Here is a 2,702-nt window from a genome sequence, read left to right as displayed (position 1 = left end):
AACCATGGCGGCGGCGTTCACGGTCATCGGCGCGGTCCTGTCCGAGTCGGTTCCCACCCGGGTCCGCGGGCTCGCCATGGGCGGCTACAACACGTGCATCTACGGGGGATTCGCGGTCTCGGCGGCGACCCTCGGCGCGGTGATCTCCCGTTTCGGGTTCGCCGCGGGGTTTGCCGTGGCCGGGGGATTATGCGCCCTCTCGATCGGCGCGTTCGTCCTCCTTTTTCCCCCGTCCCCGGGCCCGGCATCGCCCGGCGGGAGACGGTAAGAGGGACCCAAGGAGTCCGTCGAACGCGATGGTTCCCGGCGGGGGAGGCGAAGCGCGGCGCCACGATGGCGGACTTTTCGTCGGAAGCGCAACCCGGAGGGGTCGTCCCGCCCGTTTCGCCCTCTGGTGTATAACCCCTTGATTCCCGGGAAACAAGATGAGATTCTTTATTGAATGACGGGTGAGACCGCAGAAAAGGGGAGCCCTTCGATCGGGCCGCTGGTCTTGGCCCTTGCGAAGACCTTTCACTGGGCCGGACTCTACGGGACGGACCACCCGATTCTCTCCAAACGGGTGGGCGAATTTCACGCCGCTCTTCTTGCCCGTCTGTCCGAAAAGCCCGAGGGGAGGCTTTATCTCGGGATCGCGCGCGACAAGTTCCTCTACCGGAACGAGTTCCTCGGGGCAGGGCAGGAACTCATCGCCCGCCTGACGGAGAACCTCTATCTCCGACAGGTAGCCACGTTGGGGTTCGAGCCGTCCGTCACCCCGGAAGGTCTGCTTTCGCTGTTCCGTTTCCTCCACGAAACGCAGGAGGAGAAAACGCAGGTTTCCGCCGAACAATTCCTGCGGGAGAGCGGAATCGCCGGAATTTCCCTTTCTCCGTTCAACTACAAGGAACTGCTGTCCCGCAAGCTTTCGGATTCTCCCGCCCCCATCAAGAGCGAGAACCGCGAGAGAGACCTCTGGCGGATGCTCCTCCTAGCCGACTTCACGGACAAGGGCAAGGAGGAGAAAATGATGGAGGATCTCCTCCATACCCCGACGCTCCTCAAAGCGATCCTTCGGCGGGCGCGGGAGGCGGAGAGCAGGCAGGAGAGCGACGCCGCAAAATCGCCGATATCGGCGGAGGTGCTGCAGAACATCGTGGGCCGTCTCACGATGTACGTGAAAGCGCTCCCGAAAAACAAGAGAAAGGAGATCCTATCCTCGCTGGGAAGCGGAATGGCATGGCCGGACTCCGGAGGAGGGGCAGAAGGCAGCGCGAACGACCTGATCATCGCGCGGTCCCTCGTGGAGGGCCACACGGACGAGGAATTCCTCGATCTTGTCGCAACCCTCGTATCCCTGGAGGGCAAAGGAGGCGACAGGCTCCGGAGGGCCTTCGGCATCCTGGCGGGCGAGCGCAATACGGGGAATGCCCTCCTTCACCGCGTCACGGAGCAGGTCCGGGAGAAACGGAGGGTCAAGGATTATTATGCCCAGAAGACGTGGGAGGCGGTCGAGAAGCTCCTCCTCTCCCGCGACGAGGAGAGATACCTCCGGGACGATCACCGGGACTTCCTCGAGGATATTTCCTCCCTCCGCAAGCCGTACCTCATGAGACTGGGGAAAAAAACGCTCGACGACCTGGGGGTTGAGAAGTCGTTCGACGAGCGGGAGGTCCGCGGGAGAAACCTGCGGATTCTGCTTCAACTGCTGGAGAAAGAGCCAAAGGAGTCCGAGTTTTTCGATCTCCTCGAGGATGCCCGGAAAGCCATCCCCAACCTCATCTCCCTGCGGGACTTCTCCCTCCTTTCCACCGTTCTGACCACGCTGGAATCGCTCGTGACAACCATCCAGGAGGATTGGAGAGGCCGGGTTCATGACGTCGTCATGGAAACCGACTTCGGGCAGATCGCGGATCTTGCCCTTTCCGGGGATATTCCCCCGGAAGACGTCGAAACGATCCACAACCTTCTGGCGAAATTCGGGGAGGTCGCCGCGCCGCCGCTCCTTGACCGTCTGCTCATCGAACCGGACCCCTCCCGGCGGCGGGCCCTGATCAAGTTTCTTGTCAGACTCGGGCCCGCCATCGTCCCGGATGCGGGAAAGCGCATGTCGCACCCGAAATGGTATTTCGTGCGGAATCTCTGCACCATCCTCGGGGACGTCGGCGACCGGCAGGCCCTGGAACCCCTGATGCAGGCCACCTCGCACCGCGAACACCGGGTGAAACGGGAGGCGATCCTGGCGATCGGGAAACTGGGGGCTCCCGAAGCGGTCCCGGAGTTGGGGAAGATCCTCCTCCAAGAGGGGTTTTTCTCCTCGAAAAAAATCGACCAGACGCGGATCGACGTGGCCAGCACCCTGTACCGGATCGGCGGCAGCGAAGCCATCGCCTTCCTGCAAGGGGGTGCGAAGGCCAGAAGGTTCGCGGTGCGATCCCACTGCAACGGCCTGCTGCTCAGCAGGAAGGAGCCCTTATGAAGGACCGACAGGAATATTTCGCCGTGATCCAGGATCTCGCCCAGACGATCCAGGCGGCGACCATCTATCCCGAAAACCACCAGCGCATCCAACAGCTTTTCGCGCGCCTGCACAAACGGATCGGCCAGATGACCTCCTCCATCGGCACGCTCCACATCGGCATCATCGGCGACCACTTCGTCGTCGACGAGTTCCCCTTCCTGGAGATGAACCCCGCGCTGCGGAAACTTCTCGGGGAAATCCG

The 2,702-nt window shown here is 62.4% G+C and carries 3 protein-coding genes; all 3 read left to right on the top strand.

The window, feature by feature from the left end; translation table 11 throughout:
• On the top strand, nucleotides 1-268 hold a 268-nt coding region (locus tag VJ307_01040; protein HJX72711.1), incomplete at its 5' end, for an MFS transporter.
• Nucleotides 269-442: 174 nt separating this feature from the next.
• Entirely contained in the window at nucleotides 443-2,458 is a 2,016-nt protein-coding gene (locus tag VJ307_01035; protein HJX72710.1) for a HEAT repeat domain-containing protein, read from the top strand.
• Nucleotides 2,455-2,702: hypothetical protein (locus VJ307_01030; protein HJX72709.1), on the top strand; the 248-nt coding region annotated here is incomplete at its 3' end. The genes VJ307_01035 and VJ307_01030, both read left to right, overlap by 4 nt.

Source organism: Candidatus Deferrimicrobiaceae bacterium, assembly GCA_035256765.1.
GTDB lineage: Bacteria > Desulfobacterota > Deferrimicrobia > Deferrimicrobiales > Deferrimicrobiaceae > CSP1-8.
This window is presented reverse-complemented; position numbering and strand designations above follow the sequence as displayed.

Bases quoted from the DNA above. Each gene is read 5' to 3' on its own strand.
- VJ307_01035 (HJX72710.1), top strand. From the start codon at position 443: ATGACGGGTGAGACCGCAGAAAAGGGGAGCCCTTCGATCGGGCCGCTG.